At 37.2% G+C, this 19,481-nt stretch carries 22 protein-coding genes; 21 read left to right on the forward strand and 1 reads right to left on the reverse strand.

Going from position 1 to position 19,481, the window contains the following annotated elements; translation table 11 throughout:
* The 9 genes from AC6F8J_RS06760 to AC6F8J_RS06800 all read left to right on the forward strand — a co-directional run bounded on the left by AC6F8J_RS06760 (window position 1) and on the right by AC6F8J_RS06800 (window position 10,026).
* A complete protein-coding gene (locus AC6F8J_RS06760) occupies window positions 1-435 on the forward strand; it encodes a hypothetical protein (protein WP_500721969.1) in 435 nt (144 codons plus the stop codon).
* Window positions 369-1,529 carry a histidine kinase dimerization/phospho-acceptor domain-containing protein gene (locus tag AC6F8J_RS06765; RefSeq protein WP_500721970.1) on the forward strand — a complete coding sequence of 387 codons (1,161 nt, stop codon included), beginning with the start codon at window positions 369-371 and terminating at the stop codon, window positions 1,527-1,529. Before AC6F8J_RS06760 ends, AC6F8J_RS06765 begins: the two co-directional genes overlap by 67 nt.
* A gap of 151 nt (window positions 1,530-1,680) precedes the next feature.
* Window positions 1,681-3,216, forward strand: coding sequence for a cardiolipin synthase (gene cls / locus AC6F8J_RS06770; protein WP_500721971.1), 1,536 nt, complete (start codon window positions 1,681-1,683; stop codon window positions 3,214-3,216).
* 489 nt (window positions 3,217-3,705) lie between these two features.
* On the forward strand, window positions 3,706-4,977 hold the full coding sequence (gene kamA / locus AC6F8J_RS06775) for a lysine 2,3-aminomutase (protein WP_500721973.1): 1,272 nt from the start codon (window positions 3,706-3,708) through the stop codon (window positions 4,975-4,977).
* A gap of 12 nt (window positions 4,978-4,989) precedes the next feature.
* Window positions 4,990-5,826 (forward strand): putative beta-lysine N-acetyltransferase, encoded by an 837-nt coding sequence (gene ablB / locus AC6F8J_RS06780; RefSeq protein ID WP_500721975.1) that lies wholly within the window; start codon window positions 4,990-4,992, stop codon window positions 5,824-5,826.
* Window positions 5,827-6,069: 243 nt separating this feature from the next.
* Window positions 6,070-7,449 carry a tryptophanase gene (locus tag AC6F8J_RS06785; RefSeq protein WP_500721976.1) on the forward strand — a complete coding sequence of 460 codons (1,380 nt, stop codon included), beginning with the start codon at window positions 6,070-6,072 and terminating at the stop codon, window positions 7,447-7,449.
* Between the two features lie 47 nt (window positions 7,450-7,496).
* The gene (locus AC6F8J_RS06790) at window positions 7,497-8,477 is read left to right on the forward strand and encodes a D-alanyl-D-alanine carboxypeptidase family protein (RefSeq protein WP_500721977.1); all 981 of its coding nucleotides are present in this window, start codon (window positions 7,497-7,499) and stop codon (window positions 8,475-8,477) included.
* A gap of 56 nt (window positions 8,478-8,533) precedes the next feature.
* Window positions 8,534-9,535, forward strand: a complete 1,002-nt coding sequence (locus AC6F8J_RS06795) for a putative ABC transporter permease (protein ID WP_500721978.1) — start codon at window positions 8,534-8,536, stop codon at window positions 9,533-9,535.
* Between the two features lie 74 nt (window positions 9,536-9,609).
* Complete coding sequence (locus tag AC6F8J_RS06800; protein ID WP_500721979.1) at window positions 9,610-10,026, forward strand: HD domain-containing protein; 417 nt, start codon at window positions 9,610-9,612, stop codon at window positions 10,024-10,026.
* Between the two features lie 102 nt (window positions 10,027-10,128).
* Here AC6F8J_RS06800 and AC6F8J_RS06805 read toward each other — a convergent pair whose 3' ends face one another.
* Window positions 10,129-12,846 (reverse strand): PBP1A family penicillin-binding protein, encoded by a 2,718-nt coding sequence (locus tag AC6F8J_RS06805; RefSeq protein ID WP_500721981.1) that lies wholly within the window; start codon window positions 12,844-12,846, stop codon window positions 10,129-10,131.
* A 374-nt stretch (window positions 12,847-13,220) separates the two neighbouring features.
* On the opposite strand from AC6F8J_RS06805, the gene AC6F8J_RS06810 reads away from it, so the two are divergent.
* The 12 genes from AC6F8J_RS06810 to AC6F8J_RS06865 all read left to right on the forward strand — a co-directional run bounded on the left by AC6F8J_RS06810 (window position 13,221) and on the right by AC6F8J_RS06865 (window position 19,430).
* A complete protein-coding gene (locus tag AC6F8J_RS06810; protein WP_500721982.1) occupies window positions 13,221-13,874 on the forward strand; it encodes a hypothetical protein in 654 nt (217 codons plus the stop codon).
* Between the two features lie 21 nt (window positions 13,875-13,895).
* Window positions 13,896-14,114, forward strand: a complete 219-nt coding sequence (locus AC6F8J_RS06815; RefSeq protein WP_500721983.1) for a hypothetical protein — start codon at window positions 13,896-13,898, stop codon at window positions 14,112-14,114.
* Between the two features lie 201 nt (window positions 14,115-14,315).
* Complete coding sequence (locus AC6F8J_RS06820) at window positions 14,316-14,624, forward strand: hypothetical protein (RefSeq protein ID WP_500721984.1); 309 nt, start codon at window positions 14,316-14,318, stop codon at window positions 14,622-14,624.
* The gene (locus AC6F8J_RS06825; protein ID WP_500721985.1) at window positions 14,621-15,388 is read left to right on the forward strand and encodes a hypothetical protein; all 768 of its coding nucleotides are present in this window, start codon (window positions 14,621-14,623) and stop codon (window positions 15,386-15,388) included. The genes AC6F8J_RS06820 and AC6F8J_RS06825 overlap by 4 nt, the downstream gene beginning before the upstream one ends.
* A gap of 54 nt (window positions 15,389-15,442) precedes the next feature.
* A complete protein-coding gene (locus AC6F8J_RS06830; protein WP_500721986.1) occupies window positions 15,443-15,613 on the forward strand; it encodes a hypothetical protein in 171 nt (56 codons plus the stop codon).
* 48 nt (window positions 15,614-15,661) lie between these two features.
* The gene (locus tag AC6F8J_RS06835) at window positions 15,662-16,786 is read left to right on the forward strand and encodes a hypothetical protein (RefSeq protein WP_500721987.1); all 1,125 of its coding nucleotides are present in this window, start codon (window positions 15,662-15,664) and stop codon (window positions 16,784-16,786) included.
* 54 nt (window positions 16,787-16,840) lie between these two features.
* On the forward strand, window positions 16,841-17,089 hold the full coding sequence (locus AC6F8J_RS06840; RefSeq protein ID WP_500721988.1) for a hypothetical protein: 249 nt from the start codon (window positions 16,841-16,843) through the stop codon (window positions 17,087-17,089).
* Window positions 17,090-17,368: a hypothetical protein gene (locus AC6F8J_RS06845; protein WP_500721989.1), complete on the forward strand. Its 279-nt coding sequence runs from the start codon at window positions 17,090-17,092 to the stop codon at window positions 17,366-17,368.
* 20 nt (window positions 17,369-17,388) lie between these two features.
* Window positions 17,389-17,580 carry a hypothetical protein gene (locus tag AC6F8J_RS06850; protein WP_500721990.1) on the forward strand — a complete coding sequence of 64 codons (192 nt, stop codon included), beginning with the start codon at window positions 17,389-17,391 and terminating at the stop codon, window positions 17,578-17,580.
* Window positions 17,581-17,592: 12 nt separating this feature from the next.
* Entirely contained in the window at window positions 17,593-17,667 is a 75-nt protein-coding gene (locus AC6F8J_RS06855; RefSeq protein ID WP_500722007.1) for a zinc-ribbon domain-containing protein, read from the forward strand.
* A 67-nt stretch (window positions 17,668-17,734) separates the two neighbouring features.
* The gene (locus tag AC6F8J_RS06860; RefSeq protein ID WP_500721991.1) at window positions 17,735-18,211 is read left to right on the forward strand and encodes a heme-degrading domain-containing protein; all 477 of its coding nucleotides are present in this window, start codon (window positions 17,735-17,737) and stop codon (window positions 18,209-18,211) included.
* Between the two features lie 31 nt (window positions 18,212-18,242).
* On the forward strand, window positions 18,243-19,430 hold the full coding sequence (locus AC6F8J_RS06865) for an AGE family epimerase/isomerase (protein ID WP_500721992.1): 1,188 nt from the start codon (window positions 18,243-18,245) through the stop codon (window positions 19,428-19,430).
* Window positions 19,431-19,481: the final 51 nt, after the last annotated feature.

Consider the following 19,481-nt stretch of genomic DNA (forward strand, 5'->3'; position numbering starts at 1 on the left):
ATGCTGGTATCAAAAGCAACTCAGCGGGTTATCAGCAATGTGTCAAAACCGGAGCTGGATCCATTATCGACCTATTTCGGTGCGCCTTATAAAGCTTTTACAGATTTTAAAAGACACCAAAATGAATATTCCCTTGGGTTAATTATCGGTCTACTTATTATTTTATCCGGAACGATATATTTTACCATTTTTGTAGGCGATGAAGATGGAAGTAAGAAACCTTATGACTATGTTCCTTTTGAAATTCAAGTCATATTGGCAGGTGCTTCAATCATACCGGTATATGTCATTGGTGAGAGCATGCATGCGGTGAATCAATTCATGGATCTAATACCCATCCTTGTAGCACTGGAGATGAGTTTGCTATTTTGGTTTTTCTGTTATTTATCAACGGTAAGAAGGATAAAAAAGGTGTTTTTTTTAAAGAGCTATTAATCAGTCAGTTACTGATAAAGATCATTGGCGCCATGACCTTTGATAAAAATAAGGGGAGATTGAAGCCGTGGCTATTGCTACTATTAGTGGCTTATGGCGGCATGAATATGTTTTTTCTACTAGTTTTTTTACTAGGATTTAATATAGGTATGACCATTTTATTAGCTTTACCTATTTTTATTGCATTTAACGTAATCGTACTCATATTTGTGAACGAGAGAATTCGTACACTCAATTGTATGATGCATGCAACTAAGGAACGGGTGCATGGACAGATTAATTATCCGCTTGAAACGAAGAATCTGACGAGAGAATTTCGTCAATGGGGAGAGGAACTGAATCAACAAAAGATAGGTATGGAAAAAGCCCTTGAGGAAGCAATGAAGGGGGAGAGGATGAAAACAGAGTTAATTACGAACGTAACCCATGATTTAAAGAATCCTTTAACATCCATCATAAACTATGTAGATTTATTGAAAAATGAAGATATAGATGAGGAAGAAAGAAAGAATTACTTACAAATTCTAGAAGATAAATCTTTGCGATTAAAGAGTTTGATAGAGCAGTTGGTGGAAGCTTCGAAAGCTTCAAGTGGTAATGTTGAGGTAGCTCTTGAAACACTTGACCCCTATGTTCTGCTACAGCAGGTGATTGGAGAGTATGAAGAGGCCTTTGGAGAGAAGAACTTAATTATGATGATGAACGAGCCGGTTCCGCCATTTTCAATTAAGGGTGACGGACGCTTGATACATCGTATTATGGACAATCTAATGGCTAATGTCGCCAAATATGCTCTCGATGACACTCGAGTCTATATTAGCTTTATAAAAGAAGAAAATCCATCACAGTTGGCTATTGAAATTAAGAATATTTCAAAAGAAGCACTTAACATGGCACCGGAGTTATTAACAGAGCGTTTTGTAAGAGGAGACAAATCAAGGCACACAGAAGGGAATGGTTTAGGCTTATCCATTGCAAGAAGCTTGTCAGAAGCTATGGGTGCCAGCCTAGATATTGGAATTGATGGTGATTTATTTAAAGTAACGTTGACGTTTCCTCTTGTTAAGCTGAAGGCGCCCCTTGAGCAAGAGTAAGTTCCAAAAAAGTACCTATAAAGTAGATGCTCAAAAAAGAGTACTTATTTTATAGGTACTTTCTTATTATATTCATGAAGGTTATAATAGGATTATGAGTTGAGCTAATGATTTTTAAGAAACTAGGGAATATATCTTGAAGGAGTCTCATATGAAGAAATTTTTTGAACTATTGACACATCGTATTGTTACTTTCGTAGTTGCTATGCTACTACAACTTGTTATTTTGATTATGATTGTTTCACGATTTAACAATTATTCGTCTATTTTTTATGGCGTGATGTTGCTTTTTAGCTTCACCATCGTATTATGGCTCATCAACTCAAAAAGTAATCCCGCTTATAAAATGGCTTGGATTATCCCCATAATTGCCCTTCCGGTTTTTGGAGCTGTATTTTATTGGTTATTTGGTAATAATGGGCTCAGTAAAAAAGATCGTAGCAAGCTTGCTATTATTGCGGATATAAGCCAAGCAAATATGCCATTAAATACAGAAATAATGAACAACCTAAGAGAGAATGATCCAAAAGGCTATAGCCAGGCATATTATATTAAAGATTATGCATTTGCACCGCCCTATTCTCAGACACATTCTCATTATTTTCCATCAGGTGAAGAGATGTATGAAGTATTACTTCGTGATCTTAAATCTGCTAAGAAGTATATTTTCCTGGAATTCTTTATTATAGCTACAGGCAGAATGTGGCAGAGCATTCTTGACATTCTTATAGAAAAGGTTAATGAAGGTGTGGATGTACGCGTCTGCTATGATGATTTTGGCTGCATAATGACACTACCATCGAAATACGATACCTATTTGAATAGCAGAGGTATAAAGACAGCTGTGTTTAATCCATTAAAGCTTAAGATGAGCTCTAAGTACAACAACAGGAATCATAGAAAGATTGTTATTATCGACGGTATGATCGGATATACAGGAGGGTGTAATATCGCAGATGAATATATTAATGTGGTGGAAAAGCGCGGTCATTGGAAAGATGCGGCTATAAGATTACATGGAGATGCCGTCTGGAGTCTTACAGTTATGTTTTTGACGATGTGGGACTATATACATCATAGTACGTCTGATTATAATCATTTCAATACGACTGCTCTTACGGATCAAATTCTTCTTGAAACAGGGCTTGTTCAACCTTTTTCTGATAATCCGCTGGATTTAGAACCCGTAGGAAACCACATATATCTAAACCTTATTAATAGGGCTGAAAAGTATATATATATTAAGACACCATATCTTATTATCGATCATGGCTTATATACCGCTTTATCTTTATCAGCAAAATCTGGCGTTGAGGTTATCATAATTACACCTGGCCATGGGGACAAATGGTATGTACACGAAACCACACGTTCATATTACAAAATGCTTGTCCAAGAGGGCATTCAAATCTATGAGTACACACCGGGCTTTATTCATGAAAAATCAATCGTCGTGGATGATGAGTATGCGGTAATTGGTACAGTGAATCTAGATTATCGAAGCATGTTCTTGCATTTTGAATGTGGTGTGTGGTTATGGAGAACGCCTACCATTAATGAAATGAAGAAAGACTTTTTGACAACGATAACCCACTGTCAAAAAATAAGTATGGAAAGCATAAAAAAATCACCTTTATTGAAGACCGTTTTACGAGCATTTCTAAGAATTTTCTCACCGCTTATGTAATGCATTCATATATTAGCGCAGTTGGAGATTTGCTTAAAGCATAAATCAAAGTTTTTTCCAAAATATTACAGATATTTACAATGATGATTTAAGCCAGATTTGACGTTACCATTAATATTTGTTATACTAGTCGTAGTTATGAAATGAAGTAAAGACGTGAGTATTGAATGCATGAGCTTTTTTACGTATATGTGCATCTATCGTATGTGGATTGAAGTAAATGTGTTGCTAAGTGAAAGCGTGCTTGAAAAATTATAATTAGAACTGGGACTTGGTTAGGATCAAAAGGTCATGACCTATACTATAAATAATGGTATAAAACGAGCGCAAGCGAAGTTTAAGTACTCTAACTCTATTACAGAGTTAGAGTACTTTTTGTTTTTGGAAATACATAACAAGAACCTAAGAATTAAGTTGTCTGCTTGATCAACACCATCAGTCATCTTTAATTTTTTTTGTAAAAAGGTATGAAAACCAAGGAGGAAACATATGAAGGCACTAAAAAACCAAAGTTCAAGAGAAAACTGGTATGATTGGAAATGGCAACTAAAAAATGCTATTACATCCATAGAAGAAGTTGAGAAGCTGTTGAAAACGGATTTTAGTAAAGAATTTGGAGAAGATTACAGGGATAAGTTAGAAAAAACCCTTGATATTTTCCCACTTTCTATTACACCCTATTATTTTTCACTTATTGATCAAAAAGATTTTATAAATGATCCGGTATTAAGACAAGCTTTCCCTGATGTTCGAGAACTGGATATATGCTCATCTGATATTGAAGATCCTTTGGGAGAGGATAAAGACAGTCCGGTAGAAGGTTTAACCCATCGTTATCCTGATCGTGTCTTATTTCATGTAAGCAATCGATGTGCTATGTACTGTCGTCATTGTACCCGTAAAAGAAAAGTTGGTGATACTGATTACAGTCCAACTCTTAAAGATTATGAAAGTGGTATCGCTTATATTGAAGAACATAAAGAAGTGCGAGATGTACTTCTCTCGGGTGGAGATCCATTTTTGCTATCGGATGAATTAATAGAAAGCTTATTAGAAAGGCTTTCAAGTATAAAACATGTTGAGGTCATTCGAATAGGAACCAGAACACCGGTGGTATTACCCTTTAGGATAACTGAAAGGTTGGTAAATATACTAAAAAAACACAAGAACTTATGGATTAACACCCATTATAACCATCCAAAAGAACTGACAAAAGACTCAATAAGAGCCATTGACAAGTTAGTTGAAGCCGGAATACCTTTAGGCAACCAATCGGTACTTCTCTCAGATATTAATGATTGTCCCCAAGTTATGAAAGCTTTGGTTCGTAAGTTGGTAGCCAATCGTGTTAGGCCTTATTACTTATATCAATGTGACTTGTCAGAAGGACTTGAGCATTTTCGTACCAGTGTAGGCAGAGGCATTGAGATTATGGAAAGTTTACGAGGGCATACAAGTGGCTTTGCTATACCGACTTATGTCATTGATGCACCAGGTGGTGGTGGTAAGATTCCTATTATGCCAAATTATCTTATATCATGGTCAACCAATAAGATTATTCTAAGAAATTATGAAGGCGTCATCACCACATATACAGAACCTAGAGATTACGGTCACAGAGACTGTGATTTGAATTGTGCGGATTGCAACTTACATATGAAAACCAGTTTGGATAGTCACTATGAAGCTACAGGTATCGAACAGCTGTTGTCTGATTATACAGATGTCATGACCTTCACACCCGAAGATGTCAAAGCATAGGAGGTAGAGACTATGAAAGATATCATTGAAAAAAAAGAAGGAATAATCATCCATCATGGCACTGATAGTGACCGTATTTATGTCATGTCTTATGACTCGGAACAAGCAAAAATGATGTTGAATTATGTTCGGAAACTGGGAAAAGAAAAGGACTACGGAAAGATAATTATTAAAGCACGGGAAATAGATAGAGAGCTACTTCAAGAGGCAGGTTTCTCAAAGGAAGGGGAAATTAAAGGCTATTATAATGGTAAAAATCATTGTCTTTTTATGGCCAAATATTTAAAAGCAGATCGAAGAGGTGTTCGCAAGAAGGCGAAAATTCTAGATGCTGTTGATAAAGCGAAAGAAAAAAAGGCGGAACTTGACAGATTCAAGTGGCCCAGCTATGCTTTTAGGCGTTTGGGTGAAGAAGATATTGGACAAATGATTAAGGTTTATGAAGAAGTTTTTAAGACCTATCCTTTCCCAATATATGACCCTGATTATATTAGAAAAACTATGATGGAGCATTGTCAATATTTTGGTGTGTTTGATCAAGAAGGCTTAATTGGTCTTAGTACATGCGAAATTAACCATAAAGAGAATAATGTTGAAATGACTGATTTTGCTGTTTTACCTTCTTATCGAGGACATAAACTAGCTAAAGCTTTACTTATAACCATGGAACAAGCGATGACCCAGGAAGGTATATCAACTTATTATACAATAGCTAGAAGCCAATCTCTGCCTATGAATATGACCTTTAGCAGTTTGGGCTATCATTATGGTGGTACATTGTGGAACAATACTCAAATCGCAGGTAACATAGAATCTATGAATATATGGATGAAGCAAATAGACCAATAAACATCCTTTAGAAAAAGTCAAATCCTAACCAGGTGTATCAGCATGATATGTCTATTTAGGGTTTGACTTTTTTGGGGCAAAATGATAACATCCCATTAGTATAGATGACATAAAGAGGACAGCTAAAGTGGCGGCAATTGCGATTTGCAAAACATGGGGCAAGACAACCCGAGAGCATGTTTTAAAAAAATCCTTTCTTATTTTCTAACGAGAGCAATCTCATAAATTAAGGAGGATACAAAAATGAAAATCAGAAGAGCAGAACCTTTTAAGATTAAAATGGTGGAACCGATTCATCTCATATCTGAGGAAGATAGAAGTCTTAGATTAAAAGAGGCTGGTTACAACCCATTTTCTCTCAGAGCTGAGGATGTGTACATTGATTTGCTGACAGACAGCGGAACAGGTGCTATGAGCGATCATCAGTGGTCAGCCATGATGATGGGAGACGAGTCTTACGCCGGTAGTCGGAGTTTTTACAGATTAGAATCAGTGGCAAAAGAGATTACAGGATGTAAATATATCATACCAACCCATCAAGGAAGAGGCGCAGAGCAAATCATGCTGCCAATCTTAGTTAAGAACTCGGGTGATTATGTTATAAGCAATATGCATTTTGATACGACTAAAGCACATGTGGAACTTGCAGGTGCTAGAGCCGTAAATGTAATAGACGCAAAGGCCTTTGATACAGATACTTATGATGATTTCAAAGGGGATTTTGATTTGACCTTGCTAAAGACAACCATAGAGGAAAAAGGAGCAAAGCAGGTAGCGCTCATCATTATTACTGTAACATGTAATTCAGCCGGCGGCCAACCGGTATCGATGGCAAATATTAGAAAAGTTAAAGAAATAGCAGATGAATATGGCATCAAAGTGATGCTGGATGCAGCCAGATATGCAGAAAATGCATATTTTATAAAGATAAGAGAAGAAGGTTATCAGGATAAAACCATAAAAGAAATATGTAAAGAAATGTTTGCTTTGGCAGATGGCTTTATGATGAGTGCTAAGAAGGATGGCCTTGTCAACATGGGTGGCCTCATTGGTATTCGTGAAGATGAAGCACTCTATACAAAAGCAAGGTCTCTATGTGTACCACTTGAAGGTTTCCCTACATATGGTGGTTTGTCCGGTAGAGACATGGAAGCTCTAGCGGTTGGACTTGAAGAAGGGACTAACTTGGATTATTTGTCGTACCGTATATCACAAGTCGCCTATTTAGGTGACCAGTTAAGAACTGCAGGTGTCCCAATTCAGTACCCAACAGGTGGTCATGCGGTTTTTGTGGATTGTAAAAAAATATGTCCTCATATACCATACCATGCATTTCCGGCACAAGCGGTTTGCAATGAGATTTATCTCATTGCAGGTATTAGAGCTGTAGAAATAGGCTCTTTCCTCTTAGGGAGAGACCCTGACACAGATGAACAACTTGAGTCACCTTTTGAGTTTATGCGCTTAACCATACCAAGACGTACCTATACCAATAGGCATATGGATGTGGTAGCCGATGCGGTTATAGAAACTTACACGAGGGCCGGAACTTTAAAGGGCTTAACATTTGAGTATGAACCTAAGGTCTTAAGGCATTTTACAGCACGTTTAATACCGGGTTAAAGCTTAAAACTATAATTTGAAATTAACCTAATTTAAATGGAGGCATTATGAAAAAAATATGGCCAATCAGTTGTATTTTACTGATCCTTATGACAGGATGTGGCACAAAAATCTCACTGGAAACACCAGTGGATAATCAGACAGGTGCCACAGAAAAATTATATGAAGAAGATTATGAAGATGACACTGAATACTTGGATATAGAAGGTGTTTTGGAGGAAAAGGTAGAGGATACTAAAGACGATGATTATATAGATTCGAAGGCTTCTAATCAAGAAATAGTGGAAGAAAATATAGTAGATTATCATGATTTGATTGTTGATTTATCAGATAGCCACATAGATGTAGATATAACCGACCCAAGATTGTCAGATCTGGTAGAACATCTAAAAAACAACCCATATAATCATACTTTGAAACAGATTGGTAAGGTGACAGAACCGGAACATCTATTTGTATTAGTGAACAAGTTAAATCAATTACCGGAGAGCTATATTCCGGATGATTTACGGGAACCCCAGGTACGCTTTTCTTTCTCAGGACCAAATGAAAAAAGAAATCTAAGAGATATAGCAGCATTAGGCCTTGAGGCCATGTTTGAGGCAGCAGATAGGGCATCGATTCAGTTGTTTGCGCTCTCCGGTTACCGTTCTTATAACAGGCAAAGAGACATATATAATAATAATGTAAGTACCCGGGGCATTGAAGCGACGGATAAAGTGAGTGCAAGACCAGGTCACAGTGAACATCAAAGTGGATTGGCCATGGATATTACCAGTGAATCTGCAGGGTTTAACTTGATGTATGCTTTTGGAGAAACTGAAGAAGGCATTTGGGTCAAAGAAAATGCTCATTTATATGGTTTTATTGTCAGATACGGGAAGGAAAAGACGCCAATTACCGGATATGATTATGAACCATGGCACTTAAGATATATTGGTTTGGACTTAGCCAGTTATATTTATGACCATCAACTCACTCTAGAAGAGCTATATATCCAGATAGAAAAAGCCATACGTTTTCAATAAGGCTAAAATGTCATAGGATAATCTTAATGAAAAAACTGAACAAGAGGTGATGCACGGTGTTAAATCATACTATAGATCTATATAATTTGACCTTCTATTTTTTTGTTTATGGGTTTTTGGGCTGGCTTGTTGAAGTGGTATATGCATTTGTTAAACATGGGAAATATGTAAACAGGGGTTTCTTATATGGGCCAATCTGTCCAATCTATGGTGTAGGTGTCACAACAATATATCTTTCGATTCATAAATTAAGCACACTCTTTTTAGGGGGAGAGGCGCCCTCCTGGTGGATGTTGTTTATTATGGTGACGGTAGTAACCACAGGACTTGAGCTCATTACGGGCTCTGTTATGAGCTATTTGTTTGGTACTAGATGGTGGGATTATTCAGATCGAAGATTTAATCTCGGAGGTTATATTTGTCTAGATTTCACTTTGATTTGGGGATTAGCAGGAACACTCTTAATGCAAATTGTGCATGTGAGAATTGCCAACGTAGTAGATGGTATTCCAAGAAACATTGGGAATCCACTATTACTGATGCTTATGGCGTTTTTTATAATAGATGGTACTTCAACAGTCAGAACGCTGATTGACTTTAGGAGCTTATTGCTTGAGATGGATAATATAGCAAAACAGTATGTACAAATCAGAAGCAATCTGGTTTTTGAGATGATTAGGTTGAAGGATGAACTATCAGAGCTTATAAAAACAGGTGTAGAAAAGAAAACCGATGAAGCAGGACAAACTCTAAAACGTATACAAGAACAACTTAAGGAATTACAAGTACATGAATTCATCCCGAATCATCCGGTTAAGAATATTATTAATGAGTTGATAGATGAAGATAAGAAACTAAATGTCAAGACTAAGTTTGAGCTTAAGCGTGTTTTGGAGCATTATGAGAATCTATCCAATCGGTTTTCCAAGAGTAGACTCTATAATGCCTTTCCAGATATGAAGTCCATCAAATACAAAGCATTATTGAAGGACGTCAGAGATAGAAAGAAAAAGAAAAACAAAAACAAAGATAAAAACAAAGGGAATCAAACATCATGACAAAGAAGACTATGCTTATTAGAGTATACAGAGGTTGTGTAAAAGATATTATAAAGCATGAGAAAGTTAGATCAATGGAGAGTTATATTGCCCACCATGATGTGGATACACTTGCCCATAGTCTATTTGTGTCTTACTGGAGTTTTTTGATCTGCAAGAAACTAAAGATGAATTATCGATTGGCTGCAAGAGGTGCTCTGCTACATGATTTTTATTTGTATGATTGGCATATACCGAATATAAGAGAAGGTTTACATGGATTTACTCATCCGGCTACTTCACTGACAAATGCAAAAAAGTATTTTAAAATCAGTAAGATGGAACAAGATATTATTATTAAACACATGTGGCCTTTAACAATCTTACCGCCAAAATATAGAGAAACGTGTGTGGTCATTATTGTCGATAAGGTGTGTGCTATTCTTGAAACACTTAAGATTGTCAATGGGAAAAAATTAGCAATACTAAAGCACAAAGTATTGAAGATATAGAAAAAAGAGATGTAGTTCAATTTGAACTGTATCTCTTTTTTCATTCTCTAGGAAAGGACCGTTCTTGTTTTATGAATATTCATTAGTGGCTAAGCTGAGCATTTAATCTATAGCGATAGGTAAACTGATATCTATGAGATTATCAGTAATGTCATCCTCATCCTCATTCTCATTGTCATTATAATCGAGATTATTGCGATTACCATTTCCATTATTTCCATCCTCATAATCATTGTTCCCATCTTCCTCAAAAGGACGATCATCTCCAGGAAGTGTGGGACCATGAATATTACAGTATTCTTCAATCATCGTGATGGGGAATTCATAAGCATAGTCTCTTATTCTAGGACGGTTAACAGGATCCCATTCTTCGGGTGCAAAAGGAATAAGTCTTTGGGTGTATACTTTATCAACTAAAGTATCTTCTGGACAATATTCATTGGGCATTAATCCGGATTCACTACAAATGGTAACCTTAATATGAACGTCACATTCTTCTTTTGGCTCAGTACCAATAGCAAAGTACTCTGTTTTCACCGTACTGCCACGAGGGTCAGAATCACATAAACCTGGAACGGCAAGTTTTCCAGAGATGGTACAGATATTTCGTGTAACAATGCCATCCGGTACAAGGAATTTTCTTGTTTCAAGATCTTCATGAATCTGCGCCATGACATTTTGCCATAAAATCTGTTGATAGCTTTTATTGTGAGACATTCTTTCGGGTGTATCATGACCAAGCCATATGCCGGCAACATAGTAAGGTGTATAGCCGATATATGCCAAGTCTTTGGAATCACTGGTTGTACCGGTTTTGCCTGCAACGGGCATATTACTCAGTCTGGTTGTTTTTCCTGTTCCGGTTTTTACAACATCTTCCATGGCATTCGTTAGAAGGAAGGCTGTTGTTTCTTTCATTGCAGAATGGATTTCCGGTTCATTTAATAGAAGTAAGGTTCCGTCATGACTCAAAACCTTGGTATAAAACGTCGGTTCAATATAGTTCCCTTTGTTGGCAACGGCACCGTAGGCCGCTGTTAATTCGAGGAGTGAAACACCTCTTGTAATACCACCAAGGGGTAAGACGATATTTTTATCGGAATAAGTTTGGCCATTAATTATCTCGTTTTCCACTAAAGAAGTGAAGCCGAGATTCTTCAGATAATCAAATCCGGTCTGGACACCCACAGCGTTCATGGTCTTTAAGGTGATGATATTCATAGACCATTCGATGCCTTGCCGGAGGGTGGACAAGCCCCAGTAGTTAAATGTTGCTCTTTCATACCAGTTTTTAGGAGAATATGTAGTGCCGTCACCAAGTTTTACAGAATAAGGCACATCATCAAAAACAGTAGCAAGGGTCATGCCAGCCGTGTCAAGAGCGGGAAGATAAGTTGCGAGCACTTTGAATGTAGAGCCGGGTTGTCTTAAGGACATGGTTGCACGGTTTAAAGTTTGATTCCCTATTTTTTCACCTCGACCTCCAGTCATGGCTTTAACATTTCCGGTATAGTAATCGATGACCACCATGGCTGCCTGAGGTTGAGGGATCAGCAATGATTTGTCTGCAATCAGAGTATCAGAGCCTGTAACCCAAGTGTCTTTTAATAGTTCCATATGGGTATAAGCCTCTTCGTCAGTTTGGAAAAGAGTCTCATCGTAGTAATGCTTCACACCATCTGCAGTTTGAACTGAAACGGAATACATGAGCATAACATTATAGTCATCTTCAAATGGAGGGAAGGTTTCCTCATCAGCAAAGGACTGATCCATAATGCCTTGCATAGTCATATCTTGAGTGGTATAGATATCAAGTCCGCCTCGATAGACAAGGTTGATGGCTTGAGTATTACTATAGCCTTTTTCAGATTCCAAATCAGCGGCAACACGTCGTATGACCTCATCAACAAAATAGGAGAAATCCGATTGCTCAAGAAAAACCTGATGGGTAACTTGAATAGAATCATAGACCTTTTCATTGAGGGCAGTTTGAAGCTCTGCATCTGTAATCAAACCTTGTTCATTCATATAAGTCAGTACAATCTCTTGTCGAACTCGGTTATTTTCCGGTTGAGCAACAGGTTCATAAGCGGTTGGTCTTTGAGTAATGCCGGCTATAACAGCTGCTTCTGCAATACTTAACTCAGACACATCTTTGGCAAAGTAACGGTTAGCTGCAGCTTGAACGCCATTCGTACCACGACCAAGACCCACGGTATTTAGATAAAGCTCTAGAATCTCATCTTTGTCTAAGACTTTTTCTACTTGTATAGCCAAATATTGTTCGATGATTTTTCGGTCAAATGTTTTTTCGGAAGTTAAGATGTTGTTTTTTATGACTTGTTGGGTGATGGTGCTAGCACCTTCACTAAGGTTACGCTCTTTTAAGTTGACGAAAACCGCTCTAAAGATACCTCTTAAATCGACACCCTTATGTTCATAAAAACGTTGGTCCTCAATGGCCACAAAAGCATCTTTTACATGAGTGGGAATATCGTCGATTTCAACATATATACGATTAGACTCACCTGTGGAAAGCTCTTGGATGATCGTTCCATTTTGGTCTCTTATAAAGGATGTATAGCCTATTGGAACCAAATCGTCATAATTTAACTCAGGTGCATCTTTTAAGATGGATGCTACCATAGCGGCGGCTACAATCAAACCGATGACACCGAGTGTCAGCATGCCTAGAAATATATTTCTAAACAAGACTTTCTTATTAGTTTTATTTGCTTTCTTTGCTTTTTTTAGTTTTAGTTTTTCTCTGGCACTTAATTGCCCAGTTTTTTTTGAAGTTATTTTTTTTACTTGTTTCATAGTATATGCCTCCTTACACCAAGAGTATTATATCAAATATTGATTAAAAAAAAAGCATATTATTGTGGAATTAGTCAAAATTTAATATATGGTTAACGTATCCAAAGTAAGCTTCTCTAAATCATATACAACATATAGGTTACGTTGATACACTCATCAAACATGAAAAAAAAATGACGAAAGGATGACACAACTAGAAAAAGTGTTTATAATATAACTAGGTTAAAAAGTCAAAACTAAGTTTCACAAAATTCATATACCATATATAGATTACGTTGATATATTCGTAAATCTATATGGTATTTGAAAGTTCAACTAGATAGTTTTGACGCCTTAACCATAGCTAAGTAGAAAAGAATAGGAGTGTGGTGCATATGTACTGTCAAGGGTGTGGCTCTATATTACCAGATGAAGCACAATATTGTAACAAATGTGGGATTAAGCAAGAAAAAGGCCTGGTTGGCTATTCTTCAAAAATACAAGATCCTGCTTTTCAAAAGTACTTGAAAAACAGTAATAAGTACGCAGTTGTTTTTTCTTTGATTATTGCGGTTATTGCAATTGTGGGCTTTACTATTTATGGAGAAACCAGTCGAGAGATGGATAATCCAGGTGCTATGTTTATTGGACTTGGCATTGGAGCCATGTTTGTATTAATTGCGATTTTTCAAGTGGTTGGAAAGAAAAAAAGTAAGACTTGGGATGGCGCTGTTATAAACAAGACCCTTAAGAAAAAAAGAAGACGAGAAAATACCGGTGATGACAATTCTTATTTAATTACATATATGCAGTATGACGTAACCATACGGGACGATCGAGGTAAGACACATCATATTACGGCAACAGATGACGCTACTTTATATAATTATTATAATGTTGGCGATAGGGTTCGACACCATGGTGGACTCAATACATATGAAAAACAGGACAAGTCTCAGGACACCATTATTTTTTGTAATGCATGTTCAAGCCTAAATGATATAAAAAACGACCAGTGTTTTAGATGCGGTTGCCCATTATTGAAGTAGGATTATGAGGAGGGAATAAGAATGATGGCTACTTTTAAAGGTATTGGTATTATTTTTTCTATTGCTCTTGGTTGGAATACATCGGTGGCTTTTGGTGTTACTGGCGTACTTTGGGCTATTGGACCGATGATGTATACCATACGTGAACTTACAGGTGGCAATCATAAACTGAGCATACCGATTTCTTCTTTGATCGGTGTGATTGTTTTACTTTCTTGGTCCACACTTGGAAGATTTTAGGAGGGTGCCATTTATGGAGATTGGAATATGTGCCTTGGCCAACCCGATGGATTTTTTCAATATTTATAACATTCTGTTTGGCCTTATTATTGGCCTATTTTTTGGTTTTTTTACAGAAGATTTCTAGGCATCTTTCTAAACCTCTTTAACCATCAATTCAAAAAAGAAAAAGGGAAAGCGGTTATAAAGGAAGCGGTCGAGATGGGTATGCTATTTTTGACCCCTTTTACAATCATGCTGATTTTTGCTACTTTTATTTTAAGATGGTCTATGACTTTAGGCTTCATATCTGCAGGCATCATGTCTGTTGGTACAGCCTCTGCTATTGAAATGGGTAAAATCAAGGGCAAACAAGAGATAAAAAATACAATAGCAACTTCTGGGGTTTCATTTCTATTTGCTATTGCTTGGACACTAAGTATTCCTCTTATGACAAAAGTACCATCCTATATAGAAGGTGGTATTAACTTGTTACGATCTTTGGCTGGGGGAGGAGGTTTTGGATTATGAGGAAAAAAATTGCAAGAATTATGGTTATTTTTATGATGGCGGTCAACTTTTTATCTATGCTATCAATGGGTGCGGCTAGAGAACCTAGGTTACCTAATGAAAAAGTCATTGGCAAATCAGGCATGTGGTACAGTGAATACTTAGATTTTGATGGGAAGTCCAATCTTGTTATAGGCTATACTGCTGGTATGGTTAAGGGGGAAGCTCAGGATGAGGATGAATTAGGGGAAACACACAATGTGCAAGTCCCAACAAGTTACGCGGAAGTCACAAGTTTTATTGGCCCAATGAAGTTCAATCTTAGAGATAAGACAGTGATTACTGGTATATACATACCTTTTGAGGGCACTGGTATTGGTCCGATGGAACTTTATATTCAATATAGCCGAGGAAATATCTATCAAGGTTTTGAAGGGACAGCCGACATTATTGGCGGTATTGGGGCATCAGAGGAGGATGGCAATTTTACGGCAAGTGAAAGAAACACGTCCTACTTTTTTGCACCTTTTATGGATAAGATTTTGCCAGAGGGTGATTATACACTGGTTCTAGATGGTAATGATATTCCGATGAGTACTTTTCTCGTTAAGGGCATGGACTATTTAGCCTATGAAAAATACCTGGAAGCTTTAATGAAAAATACCCTTGAAGAAGAGGGAATAAGGGATGAGGAATATGACTCTTATGTTAGTTTTGGGGAAGAAGAACTATTAGAATTATATGAACTGTATATTGAAGATTGGGAAGCAGATTATGTGGATTAGGGCATAGGAACCACTGCAGATTTACTGGCGCCTTCTTTTTACTTTGAAAATGAAATGTCCTTGGACCAGATTATTCTAAATACTTACAATCAAGGTCAAGGGTCAATACCCGGCATAATCTATGTGCTAGATGAGCTGGGCAATGAGCTTTTTAGTCTGATTGCCCAAGGTGCAAGTTTGGGTGATGTTCCCAATGGATTATGGACGGCAACACCTATTCCTTAAGCGGGCGTGGGAATGTTGTTTCCTCCTTTAGTAGGCTTGGTGGTAAGTGTGATATTAGACCTACTCAAGCCGAAAGAACTTGTCTCTGAACTAAGTATAGGTGAACAGGCAATGAAAAATGCCAACAATTCACTAGGTAAAGGTCTTATTGATGAAAGAGAAGCGGATGCATGGAAAAAATTGGCGGATGCTCTTGGTAATTCCGGTGCTTCTTATGAAAACGAAGATTATGGCAATGACTATTATAATGAAGTTCATGGCAATGAAGATTATGGTCAAGAAGAAGCAAGCGAAGATTATAGTGGTCAGGAAACAAGCTCAAATCATAATAGGGAAGATAGTACTCAAACTGAAGGCTATGAAGAACCTATACCAGATAGACCTGAAGAAGCAGAGACTATGGTCATTACAACCACCCACAACGGAGCTCAAGAATTGATTGTAAGAGATCCGGAGACAGGTGGATGGGTGCATTCTGAGTCGGGCAATCCTTTTGACCTAGAAAAACACCAACGAGAGTCATCAGGACGATTTGAAGAGATTAAAAAACATCGAGAGCATAATAAAGAACTGGAGGAAAAGGGTCAAACGTTCATGCAGCAAGCCATGAAAGAAATTGATGACAGGTATGAGCAAGAAATGGCTACCATTCAGCAAGAAATTGACAAAAGAAAACTAGAACAATTAAAGCGCGATATGGAATGGTTGGAGTATGAACGAGAAAAGGCCAATAAACAGAATAACCTTGGTAAAATCATAGGTGACTCCGTCATCAACATGGGTGATGAATTGGTGGAAACGGCAGATGTGGTAGGTACAGGTTTATCTAATGCGGCAGCAGAAGCTAAACGTACCATAGATGACATAAGAAGAGACCCATCTATAATAACTAAAACCATTGAAGATTCTATTGATGACATTAATAAAGGTTATGAAATTGCAAAACAGACGGCAAAAAAAACTGTAGACCAAATTATTAAAAATCCGGAAATCATTGTTGAAACAGCGATTGATTTGGGTAAAAAGACAGGAAAAGTGGTTGTTAATGTTGGAAAGGCCATCATCAATACGGTAAAAGACCCTAAAAAAGGTGCCGGCAAGCTTGGCGGTTTGGTTGATGATCTTGTGATGACCTTAAGGATAGATGTAGGGGGGATTGATGGGCTTTGGTAGAACAATGAATCCCCTAAAAGACCTGAATCTAACTTACCAAAAACATATTTTGCCATGGATGGGGCGATGAAATTAGAAGCGGTATTGGAAGTGGCTCCCTTTATAGTTACACCTGGACAATGGGTTAGTGTAACGCCTTCTTTAATGGATTATGATTTTGATTTGGCCCCTTATATAAGAAGTGGAAAGCTTTTGTGGATTGAACCACAAGATGCGTCACTACAACTAAAAAGCATGGTTAGAGGTTGCCCATACTTAGAACTTGAGGGCAGTCATAAGCCCAAGTTCATTCAAGAAGGGTAGATGTGGGAAGATGATATGGCTTTTGAATTTGAAGAGGATACTTTATTCACAGAAGAACTGGCTATTAACCCACAAAAAGAATCTATTCTTATGGGTCTAAAGCCTATTCGTAAAGAAAGGCAAAAATCTCTGAAAGAAATCTATAGTGCTTACTTAGTAGATTCTGATTTTGAAAAAATAGGTCGCATCATAGGTGCACCGGATACAATTATACATCAAAGAATTGGTGGTGGCAGTACCCACATTGATCAAGTAAGACTATTAGGACATGGCTTCTAGCCTCAGGTATTGAGATTAAAGTGGCTGGTAATGATGGGTTTGAGACCAAAGGGAGATTTTTCATTGCCCCTACTACCCTATGTAACCATTTTATTCATATTGAAAAAGAAGATGATGGTCAAATCTATGTCAACCATCAAGCCTATAATAAGGCGCAATTGAGCTTTCAATTAAAAAAACAATTAGGTGCATTCTTTCAAGAAGAATATTAACAAGTTGAAAAAATCTGTAGTCAGTGTAACAATAAAGTACCGGAAGATGCCTTGTTCTGTAATAAATGTGGAAATAAGTTAAGCTAAAGCTAAAGGAGTGCTATTTGGCACTCATTTTAAAGGCTATAAAATAATGAACACAAGGAGATAAACCATGACGATGAAAGAAGAGATGACGGAACTATTGAAACAAGAAGCTTTGTTACAGTTTAATACTTTTAGTAACAAGATGGCTTATGAGATAGGCCTAATGTTAGTAAAACAAGCTGAAAAAGAGAATAAACCGGTCACCATTGATATCACTAGAAACAATCATCAGCTTTTTCATGTGGCCATGGAAGGCACCTCGTCGGACAATGATGCCTGGGTTAAAAGAAAATCTAATGTAGCTAATCGATTTGGGCATAGTTCAATGTATATGAGTCTTAAGATGAAAATAAAAGGAGGAACGATGGAAGAAGCCTATTTTCTAAATTCAGCTGATTTTGTAGCTCATGGCGGGTCCTTTCCTATCATAATTAGAGACACAGGTGTTATTGGCACCATAACGGTTTCTGGATTACCATCGGAACAGGACCACCAAATGGTTATCAATGTATTAAGCGCATATCTAGAAGTAAGATTAAACTAATAAAATAATATCATTGTTGAAAGGACAAAAAATGGCAAAATTGTCAGCGAAAGTATTTAGAAAAGAACTTAAGCAACGTATATTACCTTTCTGGAGAAGTCTTAGAGACCCCCAGTACGGAGGTTTTTTTGGATATGTCCATCATGATCTTACTGTTGAAAGACACAGTGATAAACATACGATAGGCACGGCCAGATTGCTATGGGCTTTTTCAAAAGCCTACAAAACATTAGGTAACAAAGAAGACTTGAAGATGGCAGAACATGCCTATGACTTTTTGGTTAATGAGCTGTATGATAAAACCAATGGTGGTTTTTATGCTCAGGTTACATTTAAAGGTGGCCTTGTTTCAACAATAAAGCATACTATTTTTCAAGCCTATGTATTATATGGCCTTAGTGAGTATTATGGCATTAGCAAAAATCAGGAAGTGTTGCTCCATGCTAAAAGGCTCTTCTATTTGATTGAAAAAAAGGCTTTTATCGAAAATGAGGACAAATACGTTGAAGCTATGGAGGGGAGTTGGATACCTTGTGAGAAAAATATGATGGCACAAAAAGATTTGGCATTTGATAGAACAGGCGTATGTTATCTTCACCTATTAGAAGGGTACACCAACTTATATAAGGTATGGCCGGACGCAGGCTTGAAAAATAGAATAGAGTGGCTTTTGGAAGTTTTTGATCTAAAGATATACAATACAGATTTAAAAGGGTTTGGTATATATTTTGATAAGAACTGGAATCAGGTATCTGACAGCGTATCTTACGGCAGAGATGTTGAAAGTTCTTGGTTGATTTGTGATGCCATGAAAACGATTGGATACGAAAATAATTGCTTGGAGTCAAAAATATTGGAAATGATATACCACATTTCTGAAGTTGCCTTACAAGAGGATGGTTCATTTTATATTGGCATGGAACATGGTCAAGTAGATCAACATTTGTGGTGGTATGCTCATACAGAAGCTATTATTGGTTATTATAATGTTTATGAGATAACAGGAGAAAAGGTGTACTATGAAAGGGCAAAAAAAGTGTGGAATAAGGCTAAAGAAATCTTTCTAGATCCAAGAAAAAATAGTGAATGGTTAGCATGTATTAAACCTGATGGTAGTGTTATGACAGAAGAAGCTATGGTCACTGAATGGAAGACCTTTTATCACACAGGCCGACTATGTTGTGAAATGATAGAAAGATTGGAACGCAAAAAGCCATAAGCTTGGTTTAATCGTCGTATGGCCAAGGCCTTTTTAGAGTGGTATAATGTG

It is taken from the genome of Petrocella sp. (assembly GCF_059865615.1).